At 66.2% G+C, this 20,889-nt stretch carries 17 protein-coding genes; 11 read left to right on the top strand and 6 right to left on the bottom strand.

Annotated elements, in window-relative coordinates:
* Nucleotides 1–26 precede the first annotated feature (26 nt).
* From nudC to ACO07I_RS06730, 8 genes are all read left to right on the top strand, one after another.
* On the top strand, nt 27–881 hold the full coding sequence (gene nudC, locus ACO07I_RS06765; RefSeq protein WP_422015593.1) for an NAD(+) diphosphatase: 855 nt from the start codon (nt 27–29) through the stop codon (nt 879–881).
* Between the two features lie 16 nt (nt 882–897).
* Complete coding sequence (locus ACO07I_RS06760) at nt 898–2,034, top strand: NADH:flavin oxidoreductase/NADH oxidase (protein WP_422015591.1); 1,137 nt, start codon at nt 898–900, stop codon at nt 2,032–2,034.
* 9 nt (nt 2,035–2,043) lie between these two features.
* Nucleotides 2,044–2,403: a response regulator gene (locus ACO07I_RS06755; protein WP_422015589.1), complete on the top strand. Its 360-nt coding sequence runs from the start codon at nt 2,044–2,046 to the stop codon at nt 2,401–2,403.
* 6 nt (nt 2,404–2,409) lie between these two features.
* The gene (locus ACO07I_RS06750; RefSeq protein WP_422015587.1) at nt 2,410–4,584 is read left to right on the top strand and encodes an ATP-binding protein; all 2,175 of its coding nucleotides are present in this window, start codon (nt 2,410–2,412) and stop codon (nt 4,582–4,584) included.
* A gap of 39 nt (nt 4,585–4,623) precedes the next feature.
* On the top strand, nt 4,624–5,736 hold the full coding sequence (locus ACO07I_RS06745; protein ID WP_422015585.1) for an HlyD family secretion protein: 1,113 nt from the start codon (nt 4,624–4,626) through the stop codon (nt 5,734–5,736).
* Entirely contained in the window at nt 5,733–6,884 is a 1,152-nt protein-coding gene (locus tag ACO07I_RS06740; protein WP_422015583.1) for an FUSC family protein, read from the top strand. Before ACO07I_RS06745 ends, ACO07I_RS06740 begins: the two co-directional genes overlap by 4 nt.
* 114 nt (nt 6,885–6,998) lie before the next feature.
* Nucleotides 6,999–7,898, top strand: a complete 900-nt coding sequence (locus ACO07I_RS06735; RefSeq protein ID WP_422015581.1) for a DMT family transporter — start codon at nt 6,999–7,001, stop codon at nt 7,896–7,898.
* Nucleotides 7,899–7,946: 48 nt separating this feature from the next.
* Nucleotides 7,947–9,488 carry an amidohydrolase family protein gene (locus tag ACO07I_RS06730; protein ID WP_422015579.1) on the top strand — a complete coding sequence of 514 codons (1,542 nt, stop codon included), beginning with the start codon at nt 7,947–7,949 and terminating at the stop codon, nt 9,486–9,488.
* 293 nt (nt 9,489–9,781) lie between these two features.
* On the opposite strand, the gene ACO07I_RS06725 is transcribed toward ACO07I_RS06730, so the two are convergent.
* Both ACO07I_RS06725 and ACO07I_RS06720 read right to left on the bottom strand, forming a co-directional pair.
* Nucleotides 9,782–10,693 (bottom strand): hypothetical protein, encoded by a 912-nt coding sequence (locus tag ACO07I_RS06725; RefSeq protein ID WP_422015577.1) that lies wholly within the window; start codon nt 10,691–10,693, stop codon nt 9,782–9,784.
* 97 nt (nt 10,694–10,790) lie between these two features.
* Nucleotides 10,791–12,080 carry an RsmB/NOP family class I SAM-dependent RNA methyltransferase gene (locus ACO07I_RS06720; RefSeq protein ID WP_422015575.1) on the bottom strand — a complete coding sequence of 430 codons (1,290 nt, stop codon included), beginning with the start codon at nt 12,078–12,080 and terminating at the stop codon, nt 10,791–10,793.
* 81 nt (nt 12,081–12,161) lie between these two features.
* Between ACO07I_RS06720 and ACO07I_RS06715 the strand changes: the two genes are divergently transcribed.
* A complete protein-coding gene (locus ACO07I_RS06715; RefSeq protein WP_422015573.1) occupies nt 12,162–13,877 on the top strand; it encodes an ABC transporter ATP-binding protein/permease in 1,716 nt (571 codons plus the stop codon).
* Here ACO07I_RS06715 and ACO07I_RS06710 read toward each other — a convergent pair.
* Nucleotides 13,860–14,789: a hypothetical protein gene (locus ACO07I_RS06710; RefSeq protein ID WP_422015571.1), complete on the bottom strand. Its 930-nt coding sequence runs from the start codon at nt 14,787–14,789 to the stop codon at nt 13,860–13,862. The genes ACO07I_RS06715 and ACO07I_RS06710 overlap by 18 nt on opposite strands.
* 81 nt (nt 14,790–14,870) lie before the next feature.
* Between ACO07I_RS06710 and ACO07I_RS06705 the strand changes: the two genes are divergently transcribed.
* Together ACO07I_RS06705 and ACO07I_RS06700 are read left to right on the top strand one after the other, a co-directional pair.
* Entirely contained in the window at nt 14,871–15,536 is a 666-nt protein-coding gene (locus ACO07I_RS06705; protein ID WP_422015569.1) for a helix-turn-helix domain-containing protein, read from the top strand.
* A complete protein-coding gene (locus ACO07I_RS06700; RefSeq protein ID WP_422015567.1) occupies nt 15,533–16,018 on the top strand; it encodes a cupin domain-containing protein in 486 nt (161 codons plus the stop codon). Before ACO07I_RS06705 ends, ACO07I_RS06700 begins: the two co-directional genes overlap by 4 nt.
* A 73-nt stretch (nt 16,019–16,091) precedes the next feature.
* On the opposite strand, the gene ACO07I_RS06695 is transcribed toward ACO07I_RS06700, so the two are convergent.
* Genes ACO07I_RS06695 through ACO07I_RS06685 form a run of 3 tightly spaced genes read right to left on the bottom strand, consistent with a single transcriptional unit; the run spans nt 16,092 to nt 20,787 of the window.
* Nucleotides 16,092–17,147, bottom strand: a complete 1,056-nt coding sequence (locus ACO07I_RS06695) for a 2-oxoacid:ferredoxin oxidoreductase subunit beta (RefSeq protein ID WP_422015565.1) — start codon at nt 17,145–17,147, stop codon at nt 16,092–16,094.
* On the bottom strand, nt 17,144–18,988 hold the full coding sequence (locus ACO07I_RS06690; protein WP_422015563.1) for a 2-oxoacid:acceptor oxidoreductase subunit alpha: 1,845 nt from the start codon (nt 18,986–18,988) through the stop codon (nt 17,144–17,146). Before ACO07I_RS06690 ends, ACO07I_RS06695 begins: the two co-directional genes overlap by 4 nt.
* Nucleotides 18,973–20,787: an FAD-dependent oxidoreductase gene (locus tag ACO07I_RS06685; protein ID WP_422018181.1), complete on the bottom strand. Its 1,815-nt coding sequence runs from the start codon at nt 20,785–20,787 to the stop codon at nt 18,973–18,975. Before ACO07I_RS06685 ends, ACO07I_RS06690 begins: the two co-directional genes overlap by 16 nt.
* Nucleotides 20,788–20,889 lie beyond the last annotated feature (102 nt).

The raw sequence follows: 20,889 nt of genomic DNA, 5'->3' as shown, positions 1-20,889 counted from the left end.
GCCATGAGCGCGAGAACGATGAACGGATGATCGAACTTGCGTCCTCGGGGGCCGCGCGCTTCGTGCCGATCGACACCGAGAAGAACCTGGTGAAGACCGGCGGCAATCCCGAAGCGGTCTTCCTCCAGGGCATGATGGGCCGCGCGATCGCCAATTCGAGCGACGTCCAGATCTTCCTGGGCTATGTCGAGGGCACGCCGTACTTCGCCGTCGACGTCACCGGCAAGGACGTGCCGCTCAAGGAACTGGGCGAGTTCGTCGATCTGCGCCAAGTCGGTCCGCTGCTGTTCGCGCGCGAGGGGTCGATCCTCGCCTATGCGCGCGGCATGACCTACTGGCACCGCCGCCATCGCTATTGCGGCGTCTGCGGCGCCACCACCAAGGTGACGCGCGGCGGCCACGTGCGCATGTGCACCAACGACAACTGCAAGACCGAGACCTTCCCGCGGACCGATCCCGCGGTGATCATGCTGGTCCATCACGGCGACAAGTGCCTGCTGGGCCGCGGCAAGCACTTTCCGCGCGGCATGCATTCGACCCTGGCGGGCTTCGTCGAGCCCGGCGAGAGCTTCGAGGATGCCGTGGCACGCGAGGTCTACGAGGAAGTGAAGGTCAAGGTGAAGGACGTGATCTACCGCTCGTCCCAGCCCTGGCCTTTCCCGGCGTCGGTGATGATCGGCTTCCATGCCGAGGCCGAGTCGATGGACTTCAGCGTCAACGAATCCGAGCTCGAAAGCGCACGCTGGATGAGCCGCGAGGAGTTGCGCACCGAGAATCTTCCGAAGGACGGTTCCTTCTTCATGCCGCGCCGCGATTCGATCGCCCGCCGCCTGATCGAGGAGTGGCTGGGCCACGAAGCCGGACCTTCGATCAACGGCTGACCATCCGAGGACATCCATGACCGCCCAACTCTTCACCCCCGTCGAGCTCGGCGGCGTGACGCTGCCCAACCGCATCGTCGTCTCGCCGATGTGCCAGTACTCGGCCGTCGACGGCAGCGCCCAGCCCTGGCACCAGGTCCATTACGGCATGCTCGCCATGTCGGGCGCTGGACTTCTTTGCCTCGAAGCCACCCATGTCGAACGCGAAGGCCGCATCACGCAAGGCTGCCTCGGCCTCTACAGCGACGAGAACGAGGCGGCGCTGAAGTCGGTGGTCGACTGGATTCGCGGCTGGATGCCGGGGGTGAAGCTCGGCGTGCAGCTTGCCCATGCCGGCCGCAAGGCCTCGGCGCAGCGCCCGTGGAAGGGCGGCGGGCCGCTCACGCAGGCCGATGCGCCGGATCTTCCCTGGACGACCTACGGTCCGTCGGCGCTCGCCTACGATCCGGATAAGCACTGGCATACGCCGGTGGCGCTCGACGCCGTCGGCCTGAAGCGCGTGAAGCAGGCCTTCGTCGATGCTGCCGAGCGCAGCCTCCGGCTGGGGTTCGACGTGATCGAACTGCATGGCGCGCACGGCTACTGTCTCAATCAGTTCCTGTCGCCGATCAGCAACCATCGCACCGACGAGTATGGCGGCAGCGCCGAGAAGCGCCGCCGCTTCCCGCTGGAAGTGTTCGAAGCCGTACGCAGGATCTGGCCGGCCGAGAAGGCGCTGGGCGTGCGGCTGTCGGCCGTGGAGTGGGTCGAAGGTGGCATCACCCTCGAGGACTCGATCGAGACGGCGCGGCAGTTCAAGGCGCTCGGCTGCGACTTCGTCGATGTCAGCTCGGGCGGCAACGCGCCGGGCCAGAAGCTTTCGGTCGGCCCCGGCTACCAGGTGCCGTTCTCGGCCCGCATCCGCAAGGAAGCCGGTATCAAGACCTGGGCCGTCGGGCTGATCACCGAGCCCGAGCAGGCCGAGCAGATCATCGCTTCGGGCGAAGCCGACTGCACGGCGCACGCGCGTCCGTTCCTGATCGATCCGCGCTGGGCGTGGAATGCGGCGCGGACGCTGGGTGTGGAAACCCCGCCCTTGCCGTTGCCCGCGGCGCGAGCCACAAGCATTCTTCCGTTCAAGCCGAAACCCGCCGCGTCCAAGGCGGCCGAATAGGGTTGCTGCATGTCGAGTGTGTTGCTGGCTGAAGACGAATTCCTGATCCGCGCCGTTCTCGTCGACGCGTTGAGCGACGTCGGCGTCGAGTGCATCGAAGCCGCGACCGGGCGCGAGGCGCTCGACGTGCTGCAGAGTGACACGCCGCTCGGCGTCGTGATCGTCGACATCGGCCTTCCCGACATGTCGGGCGAGAAGGTGATCGAGGCGGCGGCGCTGCACCGGCCGGGCCTTCCCATCATCCGCTGCTCGGGAGCCTCGGCGCCCAGCACGCTGCCGGCGGGGATCACCATGCATTCCTTTCCCAAGCCCTACAGCGCGTCAGAGCTCTCCAACTTCGTGGTTTCGCTCATCCGCAAGTCTGCCTAGGCGCACGTGCGGCGGCTTCTGAAAATCGAGACCTGGACGCTGCGCGGCAAGACGGCGGCCGACGCGTCGTTCGTTCTCCTCGCGGCCACGCTCGTCGTGCCGGCCCTGCTTTTCGCGGGTGCAAGCTGGCTGGCCTACGGCGAGACCCAGCGGCAATTCGAGGAGCGGCTGAACCGGACCCTCGATCTGCTCTATGTCGGCTCCCGGGCCACCTTCGAGACGCAGCAGCTCATCGTCAGCAACGTGATCAGCCTCGTCGACGATCTGAACGACGATGATATTCGGCACAACGAGGCCAAGCTGCACCAGCAGCTGAAGCTGCTCATTCAAAGGCTGCCGCAGGTCGAGGATGTTTTCATTCTCGACAGGGAGGGGCGGCCGCTGGTCGCCGCCGACGTCCATCCAATCCCACCCAACGTTACGGCGGCTGACCGGCCATATTTCATGGCTCACCGTGACGACCGGCAGCAGCGCTATGTCAGCGAGACTTACCGCAGCCGCATCAAGAACCTGGACATATTCCAGTACAGCGAGCAGCGGCTGAGGTCGGACGGTGGCTTCGATGGCGTCATCCTGGTGGCCATCCCTCCGTCCTACTTCGGAAAGCTCTTCGAGCAGGCCTCCGGGGTGGACAATTACTCGGTCTCTCTGGTGCGCGCTGACGGCGAACTGCTGGCGCGCTATCCGGCGTCAACGGGTCCGACCAAATTCGAGCGCGGTTCGGCGTTCATGCAGGCGATCGCCGCTAACCCGGAGTCCGGTACCTACACCACGCCACAGGCGACCATCGACGGCATCGCGCGCACCGTGGTCTATCGCAAGCTCCCCGAGCTGCCGGTGTATGTGGCGGTGGGCGTCGCCAGCGACGCCGTCCGCGACGCCTGGATCCACCGCATGTCGGCGCATCTCCTGTTCGGGCTGCCGGCGACGCTGGCCTTGTTCGCGCTCGCGCTCCTTGCCTCGCGCCGGGCCGCGGGCCAGGCCGAGACGCTGGAGCGGCTTCGGGAGGAACAGGTCCGGCGTGCCACCGCCGAGGAGAGCCTGCGGCAGTCGCAGAAGATGACCGCGGTGGGACAGCTCACGGCCGGCATCGCCCACGACTTCAACAACCTTCTCACGGGCATCGGCGGCGCCATCGAGATGGTCGGCCGCCGGGTGCCACAGCCGACGCCGGAGGTCGTGCGCTTCCTCGATCTCGCCCGGACCGGCGTATCGCGGGCGGCCACGCTCACCCAGCGCATGCTGGCCTTTGCGCGTCAGCAGCCGCTCCAGATCGAGGCAGTCGACGCGAACCGGTTGGTCACCGGCATGTCGGAGCTGCTGCGGCGAACCCTCGGCGAGAGTGTGAAGATCGAGACGGTCCTGGGCGGCGGCCTGTGGCGCGCGAGTGCCGATCCGGCCCAGCTCGAGGCAGCCATCCTCAACCTGGCGATCAACGCCCGCGATGCGATGCCGGGCGGCGGCACGCTCACGATCGAGACCGCCAATGCCCATCTCGACGATGCTTATGCCGCCGCCAACGTGGAGGTCACGCCCGGCCAGTTCGTGATGATTGCGGTCTCCGACACCGGCACCGGCATGGATCAGCAGACGATCGCCCGTGCGTTCGAGCCGTTCTTCACCACCAAGGAACGCGGCCAGGGTACGGGCCTCGGCCTCAGCATGACCTATGGCTACATCAAGCAGATCGGCGGCCATCTGAAGATCTACAGCGAGGTCGGCCACGGCTCGACCGTGAAGGTCTATCTGCCGCGTACTCAGACCGAAGCGGGAGCCCCTGCGGAGGTCGCGCCCTCGGTCAGCGCCGCGGCAGGCACGGGGCCGGTCGTGCTGGTGGTCGAGGACGATCCCGTCGTGCGCGAGTTCGCGGTGGCGGCCTGTCGGGAGTGCGGGTGCACGGTGCACGAGGCCGGCGACGGCGAGCAGGCGCTGCGTATCCTGGAAAAGCACGGCGATATCGCCCTCCTGTTCACCGATGTCGGTCTGCCGGGTGGCATGAACGGGCGTCAGTTGGCAGGGCTCGCGGTCGCGCGGCGGCCCGACCTCAAGGTTCTCTACATGACGGGATACACGGCCAACGCGATCGTTCATCACGGCGTCATCGATGCCGGCGTGAACTTCCTCGGAAAGCCATTCTCCGTGTCGGCGCTCGCAGCGAAGATCAAGGGCATGGGCTTCTAGCGCCGGCCGCGTTACTTTGCCGACGCGATGCCGCCCGACGTGACCCCTCCCGGACAGACCGAGATCGTGCCCGCCGCGCCGAAGACCGTCGCGACGCCTGCGCCGCCGACCGAACCCACCCCGGCTGCGGCGCCCGAACCGCCTGCCGCTCCGGCGCCGTCCGCGAGGCCGGCCGTCGAGACCAGCCGCCTGCATCGGCTGCTCACGGTTGGCGGCACGATCCTCGGGCTCTTCATCCTGTACGAGGTCGTCACCTCGTTCGTCGCCTTCACCGACGACGCCTATGTGCGTTCGGATCTGGTGGCGGTGGCGCCGCAGGTGACCGGGCAGATCATCCAGGTCCACGTCGTCGACAACCAGGACGTCAAGATCGGCGACAGGCTGTACACGATCGATCCGGAGCCCTTCCAGCTGGTGGTCAACCAGTGGCAGGCGCAGATCGATCGCGCCGCCGCCCAGCTCAAGGTGGCGCAGGAGGAGCTGGCTCTGGCCCAGGCGGCCCTGCAGGTCTCGACCTCGGCCCACACCTACGCCGTCCAGGAGCAGAGCCGGTTCTCCGACCTCGCCAAGCGCGAATTCGCGCCCATCGCCGAACTCGACCGGGCCAACGACGAGCTGCGCCGGTCCAAGGCAGAGATGACAATCTCCACCGTGGCGATCGCCAAGGCGGAGACCGACATCGGCGCCCATCAGGCCGCCTTGGAACTGGCGAAGGCGCAGCTGGCGTCGGCGCAATGGAACCTCGACCGCACCATCGTGCACGCGCCGAACAACGGGGCGATCACCAATCTCACGCTCCGCAGGGGCGACATGGCCACGACCGGCGTGCCGAACGTCGGCATCGTCGATGCCGATGCCTGGCGCATCATGGCCAACTACAAGCAGTACTACATCCGCGACTTCAAGATCGGCGACACCGCCTGGGTCTGGCTCGACAGCTCGCCGTGGCATTTCCACAAGGGAAGGATCACCGGCATCGCCCGCGGCTTCAGCCGCAACCCGGGCGTCGACAAGCTGCTGCCCTACGTGGCGCCGACGACGGACTGGATCCGCCTCCAGCGTCGCATCCCGGTGACCATCGTGCTGGAAGAGCTGCCGCCCGGCTTCAAGCTCTACATGGGCGCCGATGCGCGGACCGTTATTTTCCCGTGAGGGGCCTTTCGGATATCGGACGCTACGGGAGGGCGGTCGCCGAAGACGTTCGTGAGGGCGCGCGGCTCCTGGACCGGACCCTGACCGGCTTCGGGCGCGAGCTGGCCGATATCGGCACCCGTCCGGCACAGTCGCGCATGGGCACCGTCGCGGCCGTCTCGGTGATGCTCACCACGACGGTGGCGCTGGTGATGCAGCTCGATGCACCCTGGTGGGCGGCAATCAGCGGCTACATGTCCCTGATGTCGACGGGCGCGGCCTCGGTGCGGCGCGGCCTGTTGCGGCTGAGCGGTACGATCGCGGGCGCTGTCCTCGGCTTCGTCATGGCGCGCTGGCTGCCCTACGACCAGGTGGCTCTATGCCTGTTCCTGGGCTGTGCGACCATGGCCGGCGTCATCGCCGTCCAGGTGAGCCCGCACGGGCTGGCCTGGCTGTTCATGGCGATCACCTCCAGCCTCGTGCTGCTGATGAGTCTCAACGACCCGACACAGGCGTTCGAGATCGCCTGCTACCGCACGCTCGACGTGGCGGTCGGCGTCTCCTGCGCGATGGTGACCGCCAAGCTGCTGCAGGACTGGCATGCAGAGCCGCCGGCCACGGCGCCGGGGTGGCGGCACCTGCTGGGCGCGCAATGGCCGTCGGTTCTGCACGGGGTCCGTGCCGCCATCTCCGTGGTGACCGTGATGATCGTCTGGGTGATGGTCGACCTGCCGGACGTGGGCGAGATGGCGGTCACGATCGCCGTGGTGATGGCGGCGCCGCTGATCGCCGACGGCGGCACCACGACGCGCCACCTCGTGGCGGAAAAGTCTTTCCACCGCTTCATGGGCTGCCTGCTGGGCGGCATCGTCGCCCTGGCCTGCCTCGCGCTGCAGGTCGAATCCTTCTTCTGGTGGCTCGCCATGATTGGCGGCGTCGTCTGGGTGGGCATGCACATCCAGATGGGCCGCCACGGCGTCCCCTATGTCGGCACCCAGTTCGCCTTCGTCTTCGTCGTCACGATGGTGCAGGGGCTGGCGCCGCCGGACAGCATCATGCCGGGGGTCGACCGGTTCGCCGGCATCACCGGCGGCCTCGGTATTCTGATGGTGGTCTCGCTGCTGCTCTGGCCGACCGACCAGGAACTCACGAAGGAATTGCGCACCTGACGGGCAGGCGGCGGCCGGTCAATGCCAGCATCCGGAACGACCCATGCACTGCGGGCGTCCGCTTAGTCCGTGCCTGCACTTGTTGGTCGGCACCAGCAGGTTAAGTTGCTGCCGATGAGTGCCAGCGCGCCCCCGCCAACCGACCGGATCCTGCGGGCGATTCTCTCGATCATCTTCTCGGTCCTGTGCTTTTCCGTCCTGAACGCGATGTCCAAGACGCTGAGCCAGACCTACCCGGTCATCGAGGTGATCTGGGGACGCTACGCCTTCGCCTTCATCTTCATGATGGCGATCTTCCTGCCGCGCGCGGGAATGGCACTGTTCCGCTGGCACAACGTGCCGAGCCAGATCGTGCGCGGCCTGCTGCTTTTCCTGTCCTCGTATCTCTACTTCCACGGCATCGTCGACATGCCGCTGGCCTCGGCGGCCTCGATCTCGCTCACCAGCCCGCTGATCGTCACGGCGTTGTCGTCGAAGTTTTTGGGCGAGCCGGTCGGACCGAAGCGCTGGGTGGCCGTCATGGTGGGCTTCGTCGGCGCCCTGATCGTGGTGCGGCCGGGCTCGGCGCACTTCGAGTGGCATTCGCTGTGGATCGTCGGCAGCACGGTCTCGAGTTCGCTCTACCAGCTCTTCTCGCGGCGCTACGGGCAGGCCGAGCGGCCCGATGCCTCGGCCACCATGGCCACGATCGTCGGCACCGCGGTGGCCCTGCCGATGCTGCCCTTCGAATGGGTAACGCCGACCTTCGGCTGGCACTGGGTGCTGTTCGTCGGCATGGGCATCATGGCCGGCGTCGGCCATTATTTCCTGACCATCGCCTACAGCCAGGCGCCGGCGGCCGTCGTGGCGCCCTTCAACTACGTGCAGCTGCTCGGCGCCGCCCTGCTGGGATACCTGGTGTTCGGCGACTTTCCCGACTTCTGGACCTGGGTGGGCGCCGGCGTGATCATCTGCTCCGGCCTCTATCTCGGGCACATCGAACGCCAGCGGCACAGGGCGCTGGTCAGGAAGTAGCTGGCATATCCCTTGCTTGCGGCTTCGGTGAACAAGGAGAAGCCGACTATGGCCACCAGCCTCATCCGCAGCCGCGCCGCCATCACTGGCACCAGGGACCGCTTTACCTGGAACGAGATCAAGGACGGCGCCGTCCTGCAGGAGGACGGTGTCATCGTCGCCGTCGGAACTTATGACGACCTGCACGCCAAGCATCCGACCGTCCCGGTGATCGGCACCGGCAAGGAGATCCTGCTGCCGGGTTTCGTCAACGGCCATCACCATGTCGGCCTGACGCCGGTCCAGCTCGGCTCGCCCGACATGCCGCTGGAACTGTGGTTCATCACCCGCATGGTGATCCGCAACGTCGACCTCTATCTCGATACGCTGTACTCGGCCTTCGAGATGATCGGCTCGGGCATCACCACGGTGCAGCATATCCAGGGGTGGCTGCCGGGCACACTGCCTGAGGCGGAGAAGCGCGCGGGCCAGACCATCAAGGCCTATGAAGATGTCGGCATGCGGGTCAGCTACTGCTACGCGGTGCGCGATCAGAACCGGCTCGTCTACCAGGCCGACGAGGAATTCGTGCGCAGCCTGCCCAAGGACCTGCAGGGGCCGATGCAGCGCTGGTTCGACCGCTTCAAGATGAGCCTCGACGATGCGATGGACATGTTCAAGTCGTTCCACTCGCAGCATCACAACAAGCGCCGGGTGAAGATCCAGCTCGCGCCCGCCAATCTGCATTGGTGCTCGGACCGCGCGCTCACCAAGCTGAGCGATGCTTCGGCCAAATACAACGTGCCGATGCACATGCACCTGCTCGAGACGGCCTATCAGAAGGAATATGCCTGGCGGCGCGGCAACTGCACCGCGCTCGAATACATCGACCGGTTCGGCATGGTGAACGAGCGGCTGACGCTCGGCCATGGCGTGTGGCTGAACGAGAAGGACATCGACCGGCTGGCCGAGGCCAAGGGCTGCGTCTGCCACAACTGCTCGTCCAACTTCCGCCTGCGCTCGGGCGTGGCCGCGCTCAATCACTTCGAGAAGAAGGGCATCAACACCGCGATCGGTCTCGACGAGGCCGGCATCAACGACGACCGCGACATGCTGCAGGAGCTGAAGCTGGTCCTGCGCGCCCACCGCGTGCCGGGCATGGTCGAGGCCGATGTGCCGACCATGGCGCAGGTGCTGCGCATGGCGACGGTCGGCGGGGCGAAGACGACGCCGTTCGGCGAAAGCATCGGCACCTTGGAGGTCGGCAAGGCCGCCGACATGGTGCTGATCGACTGGGAGAGCGTGGCCTATCCCTATCTCGACGAGATGACGCCGACGCTCGACGCGGTGGTGCAGCGCGCCAAGCAGCAGGCCGTCACCATGACGATGTGCGACGGCGAGGTGATCTACAAGGACGGGCTCTTCACCAAGGTCGACAAGACGGCCGCGCTGAAGGCCCTGCACGACGATCTCAGCAAGGCCCTGGCCGACGACGAGGTCGAGCGCCGCAAGCTCTCGGTCGCCTTGCTGCCGCACGCCCGCAAGTTCTACGAGAACTACATGGACCCGTCGAAGCACCAGCCGTTCTACAGCCCGAGTTCGAGGGTCTAAGCGCAGTTAATCTACTTCCGCGTAGCCCAGGCGGCGATCCTTCGGATCGCCAGTCGGTCTCGGTGGTATGACTCGGTGGTCAGTCGCCTGGAGCCTTGCTTTCCGTATCGTGTGTCGTGTTGTCGGGGCAGGGTGGGAAGATCGCGGTGACGGTGAAGGTGCCATCCGCATTGGCCGTCCAACTGACGTTTGTTGCGCCATTCGCGTTCCACATTGCAACCCGATGCTGCAGGTCGTTCTTGGGAACGCCGCTCTGGACAAAAGTTCCGCAAACCATCGCTCGGCCTCCTTTGCTATTTGGCGGGTGTTTCCATTAGGTCGGTATTGGCCAATGCCTTCTTGCGAATGTCCTCGTAGTTGACCTTGCCGGAAGGATCTTCGGCGCTCGCCAGCCCCGTCGCCGGGATATTCAGCGCCTTGTAGTTCTTCTCAAGCCACGCTTGGAGCGCCTGAACGCGCTTCACGCTGACGACGCCGTCGGGCGTCAGCCACGCGTCGAGGGCTTTTGTACCTGCCGTCTCAACGTAGTTGAGCTTTATCTGCTGCGCCCGCGCCTGGCTTTCCTGCTTGTCGGCGTTCGCCTTCTGGGTGAGGGCGCTGATTGCTGCTGGAAGGCTGCCCGCCTTTGCCAGCAACTCGAGGTCGACATAAGCGCGGCGGAGTGGATAGGCGGAATCTGATTGCTTGAGGTTCGTGTAGATCGCCGCCTTCGCCTGCTCGCGATTGGCTTCCATCTGTGCGATCAGTGCGGCGATTGTTTGCTGATAGTAGAGGTCCTTGTTGATGATTCCCTGTGCGCCGACAATTCCTCCAGCTGCCGCCGAGATCGCGGATTTCGTCGTCGTATCGGCGATGACCGCGCCGACGCCGCCGAGGGCAATCCCCAGGATACCGGCGCCGACGTTGAGAAGGCTAGCGTCTCGGTTGAGGGAGCGGAGGAACTGCCCGAAATAGATTTCGTAGACCTCCATTCGGCCAAACACGATCTCGTTGCGGATCGCCCTGCGCAGCTCGGGATCGTTGCGCGCCGCCGTATATTCCGTCTCCAGCCTGCTTGTCTTGGTGAAGTACTCCTGCTGAAGATCGGAAACGGTCGTCGAATTACTCTGCGGATCCACGGGATAGCCCTGGATCCCGCTGCAGGCGGCCGTCAGGCCGACGATTACGACCACGGCTGCACGTTTGGGAAGATTTGCTGCTTCCATGGATAACCCCCCGGCCTTGTCAGCCAAAGGTCCCACTGGGAGCGAGCGAGGAATGTGCTGAAACGCACATTCCGCGAAAAATCGTACTAGATGAGCCCTAACGGACGAGTCGCGCGATATAAAACCCATCGAGGCCGCCGCGCTCGGCCCACATGAACGGGTAGGTGCGGACGTCGCCGCGCGGGGTGATGGCGTCCTCCAGGCCGGGCAGTTCCGCCGGCGTGACGCGCAGGCGCTTTACCTGAGGGTTGCGGACGAGGATGCCGTTGATCCGCTCGACGCCTTCGTCCTCCTGCAGCGAGCACACCGCATAGACGAGAGTACCGCCGGGCTTCAGCATCTCGAGGGCGCGCACCAGCAGGCGGTCCTGGGTGACCGTCAGACGCGCAACGTCCTCCTCGTCCTTCAGCCAGGCGATGTCGGGATGGCGGCGCAGGGTGCCGGTGCCGGAGCAGGGCGCGTCGAGCAGGATGGCGTCGAACTTCTCCTCGGGCATCCACTTGCTGGCATCGGCCGTCACGAGATTGGCCGATAGGCCGGCGCGCGCGAGGTTTTCGCCGAGGCGCGTCATGCGGCGGGCCGAGATGTCGACCGCCGTCACATGGGCGCCGGCGGCACAGAGCTGCATCGTCTTGCCGCCCGGCGCAGCGCAGAGATCGGCGACGCGCTTGTCGGTGACGTCGCCCAGCAGCCGCACGGGGAGGGCAGCGGCGGCGTCCTGCACCCACCACATGCCCTCGGCAAAGCCCGGCAGCTCGGCGATGTGGCCGCCGGCCTTCCGGCGCAGCGTGCCGGTCGGCAGCTTCTCGGCCTCGAGCTGGCCGGCCCAGAAATCGGCATCGCGGCGGACGGTGAGATCGAGCGGCGCCTCCTGCAGGTGCGCGGACGCGATGGCGCGCGTCGTATCCTCGCCATAGGCGTGGATCCAGCTTTCCCACAGCCAGCGCGGCGTATTGAGTCGGGCGGGGTCGCGATCCACCAGCAGGGCGTCGCCGTCGCGCGAGATCCGGCGCAGCACGGCGTTGATCAGGCCCTTCAGGTGATGCAGGCCGGCATCCTCGACCAGGCGCACCGACGTATCGACCGCCGCATGTGGCGGGGTGCCGAGGAACATCAGCTGGGCGGCGCCCAGGCGCAGCACCTGGCGGCCGACGGCGTTCGCGCCCTCCAGGGGCTTGGTGATCAGGCCGGACAGCACGCCCTCGATCTCGCCCAGATGGCGCACGGTGGTGGCCAGCAGCAGCCGGACGAAGGCGCGGTCGCGCGGGTCGAGGGCCGTGAAGCCGCGGTGGCCGGCCAGCGCGTCGTCGAGCGGCTGGCCCTTGTCGAGGCAGGCCATCAGCACATCGACTGCGGCACGGCGAGAAGCGAGAGGGGTGGCATCCATCGTGCGGCGCTATAGCCGCCGCGCGCGCCGTTGTCATCGTCGCGCTGTCTGGGCAGTGTGCCGCCCGAAAGGATTTCCTGCATGAAGAGCGTGAGTTCCTACCTGGGCGACTGGTGGCGGCTGGTCGTTCCGTATTTCCGCTCGGAGGAGCGCTGGATCGCCATCGTCCTGCTGGTGGGCGCGATCGGGCTCACCCTGGCGAGCGTGACGGTCAACGTCGCCTTCAGCGAATGGAACCGGCGTTTCTACGACAGTCTGCAGAACAAGGACGAGGCGGCGTTCTGGACCGAGATGGGGAATTTCGGCTGGATCGCGGCCCTTGCCATCGCCTTCGGCGTGGCGCGCGGCTTGGTCAGCCCCTACCTGCGCCTACGGTGGCGGCGGTGGCTGACGGGCCACTCCCTCTCGCACTGGCTCGATGGGCGCGGCTACTATCGGATTGAGCTGGAGCGCAAGGTCGACAACGCCGACCAGCGCATCTCCGAGGATCTGCGCCTGCTGGGCTTCTACACGATGACCCTGCTGCTGGGCCTGATCAGCGCGGTGGCGACGCTGATCTCCTTCCTGTTCATCCTCTGGCAGTTGTCAGGACCGATGTCGTTGTCCTTCATCGGCCTCGACGTGGTGATCCCGGGCTACATGGTCTGGGCGGCGCTTATCTACGCGTTCCTCGGCACCTGGCTGGCCAACCTGGTCGGCCGGCGACTGATCCCGCTCAACTTCCTGCAGCAGCGCTACGAGGCGAACTTCCGCTTCGGCCTGATGCGGGTGCGCGAGAATGCCGAGGGCATCGCGCTCTATCGCGGCGAGCCGCGCGAGAACGCGGTGCTCGAGGAGAAGTTCACCGACGTGTTCAACAATGCCTGGCGCGTGCTGGTGACCGAGATGCAGCTGGTCTTCTACCAGATCGGCTATGGACAGCTCGCGATCATCTTCCCCTACATCGTGACGGCGCCGCGCTTCTTTGCCGGCGCAATCACCCTGGGCGTTGTCATGCAGACGGCCCAGGCCTTCGGGCAGGTCCAGTCGGCGCTGTCCTTCTTCATCGACAACTACACCAATGTCGCCGAACTGCGCGCGGTGATGGACCGCTTGAAGGGGCTCCAGACGGCCATCGATGAAAAGCCGCCGGAGAACATCACCGTCTCTCCCGAGGCCGGCCGGACCGATGTCGGCACGAGCAGCCTCGATCTGGCTCTGCCGACGGGCCAGACTCTGCTCAAGGACGTGGACCTCACCCTGCCGAAGGGGGCGTGGACGCTGATCTCCGGCAGCAGCGGCTCGGGCAAGAGTACGCTGTTCCGGGCCCTGGCCGGCATCTGGCCGTTCGGGCATGGAAAGGTCCTGATACCGGCCGGCGCTCGCGTGCTGTTCCTGCCGCAGAAGCCCTACATCCCGATCGCCACCCTGCGCGATGCCGTGAAGTATCCCGACGAAAACTCCACGGCCAACGATGCCGAGGTCGTGCGGGCGTTGGAAGCGGCCCGGCTCGGCCACCTCTCGGGGCGCCTCGACGAGGAGGCACACTGGAGCAACATCCTGTCGGGCGGCGAGCAGCAGCGGCTGGCCATCGCGCGGGCCCTGGTCTTCAAGCCCGACTGGCTGTTCCTCGACGAGGCCACGGCCTCGCTGGACGAAGCCAACGAGGCGGCGGTCTACGGCGTGCTGAAGGAGCGGCTGCCGCAGGCGACGGTGGTCTCGATCGGGCACCGCCCGTCGCTGCGCGAATGGCACGGGACGCGCCTCGACCTGAAGCGGGCCCCGGGGGAGACAGGCATGCTAAACGTCGTGACCTGACGACCGCTCGATCGTGAGGCCGGGCACGCGTTCGAGGGCGCGCACGGCGGCCTCGAACGCGCGTGAATTCCAGGCGTCACGTGCCCACCAGCTGCCGATGTCGATGGAGGAGAAGCCACCGCCGCGCGCCGGCTCGACACTGGCGACTCTGACCCGGGAGGTTTCCCGTTCGCCCAGAACGATGGTGCAGGCGGAGGTCGAGAGGTGCCAGCGTGCGCCCGCCGCGTCGCTCCACAAGGCGAATCCCCGGTCGCCCAGACCAAGGGCGATCGAGCGCGGCGTATCCAGCAGTTCCGGCGCGTTCAGGCAGCGGTTTGCGATGCGGAGAGGATCGTGGGCGTCGCTCGCGCGCGCATCGTAGCCGACACTGAACCGCTCGATGCTGCCGGGCGACTGCGCCGCCCGCGCGACCTCGCCGTTGGCGGCGTGCCATTCGTCGATCCACGGTGCGGCGGCGGCCTCGGGATCGTCCCAGCTCAGGTAGAGTGCGCCGGCACTGTCGCCGAATTCGGTCGTCCGCGCCGCGCCGTAGAGCGAGAGGCCGATGGGGATGCCCTCGGCCGTCTTCCAGGTCGCGTAGAGGACGACATGGTCGGGCGAGCTTGCATGAGGCGAAAGTTCGTCGCGCTGGATCGTCTGCGGGGAGCCGAGGCGCATCACGAGCGGGGCAAGGAGCTCCCGGGCGGGGGTGGCGGTGGCGGCCAGCGCATAGGTCACGGTCAGAACCGGCCGGTCGGGCCGGGGCGCCGAAGGCTCCGCGGAACAGGTCGCGAAGCCGTAGGCCTCGGCGCAGGGCAGGGTCCGACGTGCGTAGACCGTCCCCTCGGCGCCGGGCACAACGGCATCGAAGCGCGTGCCCCAGGGGAAGAAGCCGGCCTCGCCAAGGCGGAAGCCTGTCGCGGTGTCGTCCATGGCAACAGCCTACGTCATTCGTGTGAGTGCCAGTAGAGAAAGAAAACTTGCCTGATGTGAAAGACTGGTCCATCACGGGGCATGACCAGATCACCCGAACGCATCGCCGAAACCACCCGTGACATCGGCCACCGCCTGCGGGCCGCGCGGACCGGGGCCGGCTTGACGCTCGCCCATGTGGCCGGTCGGGCCGGGGTCTCCGAAGGCTTCCTGTCGAAGCTCGAACGCGGCCAGGCGGCGGCGTCGATCGCCAACCTGATCCAGCTCGCCGACGCGCTGGGGTTGGGATTGCACGAACTCTTCCCCAGCGAGGCGGCGCCGGCCAAGACGATGGTCGCCGTGCACAGGGCCGGCGAGGGCGGGCTGCAGGAGGTGGCGGCGACGGGCTATCGCTGGCGCCATCTGGGCGGCGGCGCGCCGCTCGATCGCATGGAAGTGTTCCATCTCGTCTTCCCGCGCGCCAAAGGCATGGAGGCGACGGTCTCCCATCCCGGTCAGGAACATTGCTATGTGCTGTCGGGCGAGGTGCTGTTCCATGTCGGCGACGAACAGCACCTGCTGAAGGCGGGCGACGGCATCCTGATTGATTCGCAGCAGCCGCATCGCGCCGAGAATGCCGGTCGCGGGCAGGCCCAGGTGCTGATGTCGGTGGCGAAACCCGCCGATGCCGCCGAGGTGCCGGACTGGTGGCGCCTCTCGTCCTCGAAACTCAAGGAAGAAAAACCAAAGGAGGAAAGCAAGCCATGAGCAAGCATGTTCCCGACACGGCGGCGGCCAACGCAGGTCTGGTCACCACGCGCGAAGCCTCCCGTCGCGATCACAAGCCCTACCAGGTCCGCCATCTCGACGAGGTTGACTGGGAAACGATCCGCTGGCCGGGCGAGACCGGCAAGATGCTGTTCCATCCGAGCCTCGAGGACCCGACGCAGCCCAACGCCGGAATCCTCCGGCTGGAACCGGGCGCTCATCACCCCGAGCACTATCACGGCTTCGCCCAGGTCTGGCTGGTACTGAAAGGCGACTTCGTGATCGACGGCCGCACCTGCACCCCGGGCACGATGCTCTATCATCCCGACCCGCATTTCGAGGGCGAGTTCCGGACCGAGACCGGCGGCGAGATCCTGATTGTGCAGTATCCCGGCCCGACGACCGGCGAACGGCCGATCTATGCCGGCCGCTTCAACATGGAAAAGCGCAAGTCGGTCGCAGACGAGAGAGTCGACCTGTAGAATTGGAGCGCGCCACTCCAGTGGCGCCTCATGATCATGAGCGCCACTGGAGTGGCGCGCTCCATTGAGAGGATCAGCGCAGGCTGGCGTTGATCTTGTCGAGCGCCGAAGTGCCGGGGCAAAGCTCTGGCGCGTTCAGCGTGTTCAGCGGCACGTCGACCGTGTTCAGGTTGGCGTGCAGGTCGCTCGGCGTCGGATCGACATAGAGGAGACCGGTCACGACCTCGCCGGCATGCAGGCCTTCCTGGACGCGCTTCACCGCCGCGACCTTGTCGGACGGATCGTAGTCCTCGCCGAGCTTGCGCAGGCGCAGGATCGAGCCGTCATGCTGCTGCACGATCTTGGTGGTGCCGGGATCGTAGGAGGTGGTGATCTCCTCGCGGGTCTCGATGAAGTCGATGCGGTTCAGCGCCTCGTTGTGCTCGCGCACATAGTCGTAGCTCTTTGTAGAGCCTGCATGGTTGTTGAAGGCCACGCAGGGGCTGATGACGTCGAGGAAGGCCGCGCCCTTGTGGTCCATCGCCGCCTTGATCAGCGGCACGAGCTGGTGCTTGTCGCCCGAGAAGGAGCGGCCGACGAAGGTGGCGCCCATCAGGATGGCCAGCGACACCATGTCGATCGACGAATCGGGGTTGGAGACGCCCTTCTTGCTGATCGAGCCCTTGTCCGCGGTGGCCGAGAACTGGCCCTTGGTGAGGCCGTACACGCCGTTGTTCATGACGATGTAGGTCATGTTCACGCCGCGCCGCATGACGTGGGCGAACTGGCCGAGGCCGATCGAGGCGGAATCGCCGTCGCCCGACACGCCCATGTAGATCAGGTCGCGGTTGGCCAGGTTGGCGCCGGTCATCACTGACGGCATGCGGCCGTGCACGGTGTTGAAGCCGTGGCTGGCGCCCACGAAGTAGGTCGGCGCCTTGGACGAACAGCCGATGCCCGAGAGCTTGGCGACCTGGTGCGGCAGGATGTCGAGTTCGTAGCAAGCCTGGATGATCGCGGCGCTGATCGAATCGTGGCCGCAGCCGGCGCACAGCGTCGAGACGGCGCCCTCATAGTCGCGGCGCGTGAACCCCGCCTTGTTCTTGACCAGCGAGGGGTGATGGAGACGGGGCTTGGCGATGTAGGTCATGACGCGGCCTTGTCGAACGAGACAACCTTGAACTGACCGAGCTTGGTGGCGATGTCGGTCGCGATGAAGCGCGCCGTGATCGGCGTGCCGTCATAGTGCAGGACGGGCACGATCTTGCGCGCGTCGAGCGTGTATTCGCTGAGCAGCATGGTGCGCAGCTGCGCGTCGCGGTTCTGCTCGACGACGAAGACGCGGTCGTGCTCGTGGATGAAATCCTCGACACTCTGCGCAAACGGGAAGGAGCGCACGCGCAGCGCGTTGACGTGATGGCCCTCTGCCTCGAGATGGTCGAGCGCCTCGTCCATCGCGGGGCTGGTCGAGCCGAAGTAGATCACGCCGAAGCGGGTCGGCTTGGGCGAGGAATAGCGCAGCGGCTGCGGCGCGATCTTCTTCGCGGTCTCCCACTTCTTCTGCAGCCGTTCCATGTTGCGCACATAGACCGGGCCTTCCTCCGAGTAGCGCGCGAACTCGTCCTTGGTCGTGCCGCGCGTGAAGTAGGAGCCCTTGGTCGGGTGCGTGCCCGGATAGGTGCGGAACGGGATGCCATCGCCGTCGACGTCGAGGTAGCGGCCGAAGGTCTTGCCGGCCTCGAGATCCTCGGCGGTCATCACCTTGCCGCGGTCGAGGACGCGGTTCTCGTCCCACGCGAAGGGCTTGCACAGGCGGTGGTTCATGCCGATGTCGAGATCGGTCATGACGAACACCGGGGTCTGCAGCCGGTCGGCGAGGTCGAGCGCGTCGGCGGTGAACTCGAAGCACTCGCGCGGATCCTCGGGGAACAGCAGCACGTGCTTGGTGTCGCCGTTCGAGGCGTAGGCGCAGCCCAGCAGGTCCGACTGCTGCGTGCGCGTCGGCATGCCGGTCGAGGGGCCGCCGCGCTGCACGTTCACCAGCACCGCCGGGACCTCGGCGAAGTAGGCGAGGCCGATGAACTCGGTCATCAGCGAGATGCCGGGGCCGGACGTGGCGGTGAAGGAGCGCGCGCCGTTCCAGGCAGCGCCGATCACCATGCCGATCGAGGCCAGCTCGTCCTCGGCCTGCACGATCGCGTATTTGGCCTTGCCGGTCTCCTTGTCGTGCCGGAACTTCTTGCAATGGCTCTGGAACGCCTCGGCCAGCGACGAAGACGGCGTGATCGGATACCAGGCGCAGACCGTGGCGCCGCCATAGACGGCGCCGAGCGCGGCCGCACTGTTGCCCTCGACGAAGATGCGGTCGCCGACATTGTCGGCGTGCCGCACCTTGAGCTTCACCAGGTCGGGATCGACATGCTGCTTCACCCAGTCACGGCCGAGGTTCATCGCCTTGACGTTGGAGTCGATCAGCTTTTCCTTGCCCTTGAACTGCTCGCTGAACAGCCGCTGGATCTGCTTCTCGTCGATGTCGAGCAGCACCGACAGCGCGCCGACATAGATGATGTTCTTGAAGAGCTGGCGCTGTCGGGCGTCGGAGTAGGTGGCGTTGGTGATGGCCGTGAGCGGCACGCCGATCACGTTGATGTCCTCGCGGAACATCGACGAGGGCATCGGCTTGGTCGAATCGTAGAACAGGTAACCGCCGGGCGTGATCTCCTTCACGTCCTCTGCCCAGGTCTGCGGGTTCATCGCGACCATCATGTCGACGCCGCCGCGCCGCCCGAGATACCCCTTCTCGGTGACGCGCACCTCGTACCAGGTCGGCAGGCCCTGGATGTTCGAGGGGAAGATGTTGCGCGGGCTGACGGGCACGCCCATGCGCAGGATGGACCGGGCGAAGAGCTCGTTGGCCGAGGCCGATCCGGATCCGTTGACGTTCGCGAACTTGACGACGAAATCGTTAACGGCGGCTATTGCTTGCGGCATGCGTGCTCCGCGTGTGTCATTTCGATGTAATACTTGCGCATGTCCCATGCGCCGGTCGGGCAGCGTTCGGCGCACAGCCCGCAGTGCAGGCAGACATCCTCGTCCTTGACCATGACCCGCTGGGTCTTGAGCCCGTCGCCGACGTAGAGGTCCTGTGTCGGGTTCATCGCCGGCGCCGTCAGGCGCGTGCGCAGTTCTTTCTCCTCACCGTTCTCGGTGAAGGTGATGCAGTCCATCGGGCAGATGTCGACGCAGGCGTCGCATTCGATGCAGAGCTGGCCGGTGAACACCGTCTGGACGTCGCAGTTGAGGCAGCGCTGCGCTTCCTTGAAGGCGAGCTGCGGATCGAAGCCCAGTTCGACCTCGGCCATGATGTCCTTCAGCGCTTCCTGCTTGGGGCGATGCGGGACCTTGAGGCGATGGTCGATGGTGGGCGCGTTGTCATAGCTCCACTCGTGGATGCCCATCTTCTGGCTGGCGACGTTGACGCCGGGCGCCGGGCGCTCCTCTGGGTTTTCGCCGATCAGCATCTTGTGGATGGAGGTCGCCGCCTCGTGGCCGTGCGCCGCCGCCCAGATGATGTTCTTCGGCCCGAACGCCGCGTCGCCGCCGAAGAACACCTTCGGATGCGTGCTGGCGAAGGTCTTCTCGTTCAGCTTGGGCAGGCCCCACTTGTCGAACTCGATGCCGGCGTCCTTCTCGATCCAGGGGAAGGCGTTCTCCTGGCCGATCGCGACCAGCACGTCGTCGCATTCGTGGAACTCGTCGGGCTCGCCCGACGGGACCAGCGAGCGGCGACCCTTGTCGTCGTACTTCGCGACCACCTTCTCGAACAGCACGCCCTTGATCTTGCCGCCCTCGTGACGGACTTCCTTCGGGACGAGCATGTTGAGGATGGGAATGTCCTCGCCGATCGCGTCTTCCTTCTCCCACGGCGACGCCTTCATCTCGTCGAAGCCGGAGCGGACGATCACCTTCACGTCCTCGCCGCCGAGGCGGCGGGCGGTGCGGCAGCAGTCCATCGCCGTGTTGCCACCGCCCAGCACGATCACGCGCTTGCCGACCTTGTCGATGTGGCCGAACGAGACCGACGACAGCCAGTCGAGGCCGATATGGATGTTGGCCGCGGCTTCCTTGCGGCCCGGCACGTCGAGATCGCGGCCGCGCGGCGCGCCGGAGCCCACGAACACCGCGTCGTATCCTTCGGCCAGCACAGATTTCAGCGAGTCCACTCTCTGGTGGCGGAACTCGACGTTGCCGATGCCGGTGATGTAGCCGACTTCCTCGTCGATCACCGACTCAGGCAGACGGAAGTGCGGGATCTGCGTGCGGATGAAGCCGCCGAGCTTGGGATCCTGGTCGTAGATGACCATCTCGTAGCCGAGCACCGCGAGGTCGCGCGCCACGGTAAGCGAGGAGGGGCCGCCGCCGATGCAGGCCACGCGCTTGCCGTTCTTTTCCGGCGCCTTGGGCATCTTGGCGACGATGTCGTCGTCGTCCTTGTAGTCGGCGGCGACGCGCTTCAGGCGGCAGATCGCGACCGGCTCCTTCTTGCCCTTCACCAGCGTCTCGTCCTCGACGCGGCTGCGCCGGCAGGCGGGCTCGCAGGGACGGTCGCAGGTCCGGCCCAGGATTCCCGGGAAGACGTTGGACTTCCAGTTGATCATGTACGCATCGGAGTAACGTCCGTGCGCGATCAGCCTGATGTACTCGGGGACGGGGGTATGGGCAGGACAGGCCCATTGGCAATCGACGACTTTATGAAAGTAGTCGGGATTGGCGATGTCAGTCGGCTTCAACATAAACTCCAGGCGGCGGCGGGAGCGGCGACTCAAAACTGGTAAACGACGGTTTAGATTACCCTAAACGGGGGGCGCATTGGGGGATTATTACCATCCAGC

The organism is Reyranella sp. (assembly GCF_965227665.1).
GTDB lineage: Bacteria > Pseudomonadota > Alphaproteobacteria > Reyranellales > Reyranellaceae > Reyranella.
The sequence above is the reverse complement of the archived record's forward strand: the minus strand, read 5'-3'. Positions and strand labels throughout refer to the sequence as shown.

Excerpts from the sequence above, each read along its gene's own strand:
- ACO07I_RS06760 (WP_422015591.1), top strand. The coding sequence starts at position 898 with ATGACCGCCCAACTCTTCACCCCCGTCGAGCTCGGCGGCGTGACGCTG.
- ACO07I_RS06700 (WP_422015567.1), top strand. The coding sequence starts at position 15,533 with ATGAGCAAGCATGTTCCCGACACGGCGGCGGCCAACGCAGGTCTGGTC.
- ACO07I_RS06695 (WP_422015565.1), bottom strand. The coding sequence starts at position 17,147 with ATGACCTACATCGCCAAGCCCCGTCTCCATCACCCCTCGCTGGTCAAG.
- ACO07I_RS06730 (WP_422015579.1), top strand. The coding sequence starts at position 7,947 with ATGGCCACCAGCCTCATCCGCAGCCGCGCCGCCATCACTGGCACCAGG.
- ACO07I_RS06715 (WP_422015573.1), top strand. The coding sequence starts at position 12,162 with ATGAAGAGCGTGAGTTCCTACCTGGGCGACTGGTGGCGGCTGGTCGTT.
- nudC (WP_422015593.1), top strand. The coding sequence starts at position 27 with ATGATCGAACTTGCGTCCTCGGGGGCCGCGCGCTTCGTGCCGATCGAC.
- ACO07I_RS06735 (WP_422015581.1), top strand. The coding sequence starts at position 6,999 with ATGAGTGCCAGCGCGCCCCCGCCAACCGACCGGATCCTGCGGGCGATT.
- ACO07I_RS06705 (WP_422015569.1), top strand. The coding sequence starts at position 14,871 with ATGACCAGATCACCCGAACGCATCGCCGAAACCACCCGTGACATCGGC.
- ACO07I_RS06690 (WP_422015563.1), bottom strand. The coding sequence starts at position 18,988 with ATGCCGCAAGCAATAGCCGCCGTTAACGATTTCGTCGTCAAGTTCGCG.
- ACO07I_RS06725 (WP_422015577.1), bottom strand. The coding sequence starts at position 10,693 with ATGGAAGCAGCAAATCTTCCCAAACGTGCAGCCGTGGTCGTAATCGTC.
- ACO07I_RS06755 (WP_422015589.1), top strand. The coding sequence starts at position 2,044 with ATGTCGAGTGTGTTGCTGGCTGAAGACGAATTCCTGATCCGCGCCGTT.
- ACO07I_RS06720 (WP_422015575.1), bottom strand. The coding sequence starts at position 12,080 with ATGGATGCCACCCCTCTCGCTTCTCGCCGTGCCGCAGTCGATGTGCTG.
- ACO07I_RS06710 (WP_422015571.1), bottom strand. The coding sequence starts at position 14,789 with ATGGACGACACCGCGACAGGCTTCCGCCTTGGCGAGGCCGGCTTCTTC.